This window comes from Stenotrophomonas sp. YJH_SMC_25, assembly GCF_059369595.1.
Genome location: NZ_JCAFSV010000033.1, coordinates 1 through 5,488, shown reverse-complemented (window position 1 = coordinate 5,488; position 5,488 = coordinate 1). Strand labels below are relative to the sequence as shown.

The window sequence follows — 5,488 nt, the reverse complement described above, 5'->3', positions numbered from 1 at the left end:
GGAGATCAAGGGCCTGATCGATGATTCGGTCGGCAAGGTCGCCGAAGGCTCCAGCCTGGTGCACCAGGCCGGCAGCACCATGGGCGAGATCGTCGCCTCGGTGCAGCGCGTGACCGACATCATGGCCGAGATCTCCGCCGCTTCGCAGGAACAGTCGGCCGGCATCGAGCAGGTCAACCAGACCGTGGTGCAGATGGACGAAACCACGCAGCAGAATGCCGCGCTGGTGGAGGAAGCGACTGCTGCGGCGCGCGCCATGGAAGACCAGGCCGTGCAGCTGGGCGAAGCCGTGGCGCGCTTCCGGCTGGCATCGCAGGGCGTCGCCGCTGCGCCGGCACGCTTGGCAAATGCACCGCAGCCACGTCAGGTCGCGGCCGCCCTGCCCGTCACCAAGGCAGCACCGACACGGCCGCTGCGGGCGTCGGCCGCCCAGCCGGCGCTGGCTGCCGAGGGTGATTGGCAGGAGTTCTGACCCCACGCAGAAAGCATCCGCCCATGGGGTGGATGCACCAGCATGGCGGGCCACGGGGCCAGATCCCTTTCCCACGGGAAAGGGATCTGGCCCCTTATGCATGGAAAGTGATGCAAATCCCACTTCATAATCCAATGAAGAGGCCGATATCCCCATCGAGCCTGCAACAACGCGTGCTGGCGCCCGCCCCTGATCACAGACTCCATGTCCGACGGCCACGACACTGAACTGCATGATGTCCACGCGGCCGACGCCGCGGACGAACGCTTCCTGGTCCGCAACCCCCGCCAGCTGCGGCAGCTGCTGCGCTCGCTGATCGACCAGCGATCACTGATCAACGCGCATATCGACGGCCGGGATCGTTCCTTCCCGACCGCCCTGCTTGATCTCGACGAGGACGAAGACTACCTGCTGCTCGACGGCAGCCCGCAGGAGGCGTCGAACCGTGCCGCCGAGCAGGCCGACCACCTGCTCTGCTTCGCCCAGCTTGAACGTGTCCTTGTGCGGTTCCGCCTGCACGAACTGCAGCGCGTGGACAACGACGGCCACGTCGCCTTCCGCGCCCCGCTGCCGGACGAACTGGTGCATCTGCAGCGCCGTGAGCTGTACCGGCTGGAGACCCCGGTCACCGACTCGCCGCATCTGCTGCTGCCACCCGGCGAAGCACGTGCCGAAGCGCTGTCGATGCGGGTGGTGGACATCAGCGGTGGCGGCCTGGCCGTAGTGGTTCCCAACGACTGCGCCGTATTCGGCCTGCAGAAGCGCTACCCGGCGCAGCTGTCGCTGCCCGATGGCCCCGACCTGGACATCGAACTGGTGGTCTGCAACCTGCTGCCACAGCGACAGCCCAATGGCATCGAGGTCAAGCGCGTGGGAATGCGCTTTGACAGCCTGCCGCGCGGCGGCGACAGCGCCATCCAGCGCTACATCTTCCGCATCGACCGCCAGCGCAAGGCGCGCCGCAACGGCGAGCTCTGAGGCCCGTTCGACCGTTCGTGCCGGCCGGCGGCCGGCAACCCGCATGATGCCGTCGCCGGCCAGCGGCCGGCACTACCGATCTTCGGCGGATCCACGCCATATGCGCGTGCCGGCCGCGCCGCGGTAGATCCACGCCATGCGTGGATGCCTCTCCCCCGGCACCTAAAGTCCCCCCACGCGGGGCCGATATCGAGCCTGACACCGGGACTTCCGGCAGAACCAGGACCCCTCGATGAACGACAAGACCAGCTCCGCCGCCAGCGCCGGTGGCGAATTCCTCAGCTTCACCCTCGGCGCCGAGCACTACGGCGTGGACATCCTCAAGGTGCAGGAGATCCGTGGCTACGATGCGGTCACCCGCGTGCCGGACGCCCCGGACTACATCAAGGGGGTGATCAACCTGCGCGGCACCATCGTGCCGGTCATCGACCTGCGCTTGAAGCTGCGCCTGGACAACGCCCGCTACGACGCCTTCACCGTGATGATCGTGCTCAACGTCGAAGACCGCGTGGTCGGCATCGTGGTCGACAGCGTGTCGGACGTGATCCCGCTGTCGGCCGAGCAGATCCGCCCGACCCCGGAGTTCGGCGCTGCAGTCGACACCCGCTTCATCTCCGGCATCGGCACCCACGACGACCGCATGCTGATCCTGCTGGACATCGAGACCCTGCTCGACAGCGCCGACATGGGCCAGGCCTCCCTCGCCGAAGACGCTGCCGCCTGAGCCATCGGACCTGCTTCACGTTCTGGTCACAAAACCCTTCAGTTCCCCCCAGCAGTGCCGATAGGGGGACAGAAGCCGGTCGCGCAGGAGCGCGCGGAACCGGAACGACCATCACCATCCCCGGAGATACACCTCGATGAAGTCCCTGCTTGCGTTCGTTTCGGCCGCTGTCCTGGCCACCACCGCTTCCTCCGCGTTCGCCCAGGCGGCCGACATGATCCCGCCGGAACTGGCCCCGCGTTCGGTCGGCAAGGACGGCATGGTCTGTGGCAAGGTCGAAAAGGCCCGCTACGCAGAAGGTTCCGAAGGCCAGCCGACCTTCCTGTACATGGGCGGTGCCTTCCCGCGCCACACCTTCTCGGCCCGCATCGCCGGCGAGAACCGCGGCAAGTTCTCCTTCCCGCTGGAAACCCTGGAAGGCAAGACCGTGTGCGTGATCGGCAAGATCCAGCGCGACGCCTCGCGCGCGGAAATCGAAGTCAGCTCGCCGGCGGGCCTGAAGCTGGCCAACATCAAGTAATCCGCTGTCCGTCGAACCACGCCGGAGCTTGTGCCGGCGTGGTTTCTGCTGCAACCGGGCCCGACGCCCGGACGCGTCTGCCTTAGGAGATCGCAACGCCCATGCCGTGGATCAACAACCTGAAACTGATGCCGAAGCTGCTGTTGACCTTCGGCGTCCTCCTGCTGGTGATGCTGCTGCAGGGCATCGTCGCCTATCGCGGACTGCATTCGCTGAACAACGTCACCACCGAGTTGGCGGGTTCGCGCATGGAAAGCATCCGCATGGCCGGCGAGATGCGCGGCATGCTGGGCGAGTACCGCAATGCCGCCTACCAGCAGCTGATCCGCGCCAGCGATGACGTCAAGTCCGACGCGCGCAAGCAGGCCGTCGACCTGCGCACCAGCATGGACACGTCGATCAAGGAATACCCGAAGCTGGTCGACAACGCGCAGCAGAAGAAGCTGTTCGATACCTTCGCCAAGGAATGGAAGGACGCCCTGGCCTCCTACGACAGCGTCACCGAGATGCTGGAGCTGGACCTTCCGGACGATGCCATCGATACCTTCGTGGGCGAGACCCGCACCAAGCACCGCAAGGCTGCATCCGCGCTGGAAGCGCTGATCGCCGAAGACAACCGCCTCGCCCGCGCCTCGCGCGAAGAGGCCGCGTCCACCTATTCCGCCTCCGCCGTGCTGACCGTGATCGCCCTGCTGGGCGGCGCCGCGCTCGGCCTGGTGCTGGTCTGGCTGTTCGCGCGCGCCCTGGTCGGCAGCGTGCGTGGCGCCGTGTCGGTTGCCAACGACGTGGCCGGCGGCAAGCTCGATGGCCACATCGACGTCAGCCGCCAGGATGAAGTGGGCGAACTGATGCAGGCCATGCAGCGGATGCAGCGCGACCTGCGCGAACGCATCGAAACCGACCAGGCCGTTGCCCGCGAGAACCTGCGCATCCGCACCGCGCTGGACTACAGCTCGACCGGTGTCTACCTGACCGATACCAGCAACACCATCGTCTACAGCAACCGCGCCCTGCAGCAGACCCTCAGCCAGTACCAGGATGAAGTACGCCGCGACCTGCCGGACTTCGACGCCCAGGCCTCGTTGATCGGCAAGCCGGTCACCGTGCTGGAACACCGCGGCGAGATGGACCAGACGCTGTTGGGCAACCTGAAGGCCCACGGCGTCGCCCGTCGCCCGATGCAGTACGGCGATGCCCAGTTCGCGCAGGTGGTGTCGACCATCCGCAACGAAGGCGGCGACACCGTCGGCTACGTGGTGGAATGGCGCGACCGCACCCAGGAAGCACTGGTCGAAGCCGAAGTGGCGCGCGTGATCGCCCAGGCCGCCGCCGGCGACCTGTCCGGCCGCATCGACGCCAGCGACAAGGAAGGCTTCTTCCTGCAGCTGGCCCAGCAGATTAACGGCCTGCTGGACGCCAATGCCGGCAGCATCGAACAGATCTCCGGCCTGCTTGCCGCGCTGTCGCAGGGTGACCTGACCGTGCGCATGCACGGCGACTACCAGGGCGTGTTCGCCCGCATGCGCGACGACGCCAACGCCACCGCCGCGCAGCTGAGTGAAATCGTCACCCGCATCAAGCAGTCCAGCCGCGCGATCAGCTCGGCCGCCGGCGAGATCGCCTCGGGCAACAGTGACCTGTCGCGCCGTACCGAGCAGCAGGCCGCCAACCTGGAAGAAACCGCTGCCTCGATGGAGGAACTGACCTCCACCGTGCGCCAGAACGCCGAGCACGCCCGCCAGGCCAACCAGCTCGCCATCGGCGCGCACGGTGTCGCTTCGCAGGGCGGCGAGGTGGTCGGCCAGGTGGTCACCACCATGTCGGCCATCGAAGCCTCGTCGAAGAAGATCGCCGAGATCATCTCTGTCATCGACGGCATCGCTTTCCAGACCAACATCCTGGCGCTGAACGCTGCGGTGGAAGCCGCGCGTGCCGGCGAGCAGGGCCGCGGCTTCGCCGTGGTCGCCAGCGAAGTGCGTACCCTCGCCCAGCGTTCGGCCGCTGCCGCCAAGGAGATCAAGGGCCTGATCGACGATTCGGTCGGCAAGGTCAACGACGGCTCGGCGCTGGTGCACAAGGCCGGCGCGACCATGGGCGAGATCGTCGCCTCGGTGCAGCGCGTGACCGACATCATGGCCGAGATCTCCGCCGCCTCGCAGGAACAGAGCGCCGGCATCGAGCAGGTCAACCAGACCGTGGTGCAGATGGACGAAACCACCCAGCAGAATGCCGCGCTGGTGGAAGAAGCCACTGCTGCCGCGCGTGCGATGGAAGAACAGGCTGGTCAGCTCAGCGAAGCGGTGTCGATCTTCGTGGTGGACGAAGCCGAGGTCGTCGCCGCCCCGCGCGTCACCGCCCCGGCGCCACGCGCCGCTGCACCGGCTGCCCCGGCCCCGGCTGCCCCGCCGGCCCGCCGCACGGCGGGTGGTCGTCCGATGGCCACCGAACTGGCCGACGGAGACTGGCAGGAATTCTGAGGCCTGCCTGACCTGACGCACGAGAACGCCCTGGCCCTGCGCTGGGGCGTTTTTGTTTACGGGGTATCTGGATATCCAGCCAACGGCGAAGCCCCTCGGGATGGTCGGTCGAAGCGCTGGGTTACTGAGGGTTGGCCGCGAGGGTGGGCTGCGCAGGGCACGCCGTGAATACGTCCTTGTAGCAACTGTGTTGATGGAGGGACTTGGCCCCTCCATGAGACGGGCACGGTAGTGCCGGCCGCTGGCCGGCAGCCTTTGGTCTTGCGCCCTGGCTGGCCTTAGGCAGGGACCAGCCCGTTTTCAGCGTCGCGCACCCG

The 5,488-nt window shown here is 67.1% G+C and carries 5 protein-coding genes; all 5 read left to right on the top strand.

Going from position 1 to position 5,488, the window contains the following annotated elements; translation table 11 throughout:
* On the top strand, positions 1-472 hold a 472-nt coding region (locus tag AC5P7E_RS21035; RefSeq protein ID WP_495213729.1), incomplete at its 5' end, for a methyl-accepting chemotaxis protein.
* A 204-nt stretch (positions 473-676) separates the two neighbouring features.
* Complete coding sequence (locus AC5P7E_RS21030) at positions 677-1,450, top strand: flagellar brake protein (RefSeq protein ID WP_005413239.1); 774 nt, start codon at positions 677-679, stop codon at positions 1,448-1,450.
* Between the two features lie 232 nt (positions 1,451-1,682).
* Complete coding sequence (locus tag AC5P7E_RS21025) at positions 1,683-2,174, top strand: chemotaxis protein CheW (protein WP_005409516.1); 492 nt, start codon at positions 1,683-1,685, stop codon at positions 2,172-2,174.
* Positions 2,175-2,310: 136 nt separating this feature from the next.
* Positions 2,311-2,694, top strand: coding sequence for a hypothetical protein (locus AC5P7E_RS21020; protein WP_005409515.1), 384 nt, complete (start codon positions 2,311-2,313; stop codon positions 2,692-2,694).
* A gap of 101 nt (positions 2,695-2,795) precedes the next feature.
* A complete protein-coding gene (locus AC5P7E_RS21015) occupies positions 2,796-5,171 on the top strand; it encodes a methyl-accepting chemotaxis protein (protein WP_049456944.1) in 2,376 nt (791 codons plus the stop codon).
* Positions 5,172-5,488: the final 317 nt, after the last annotated feature.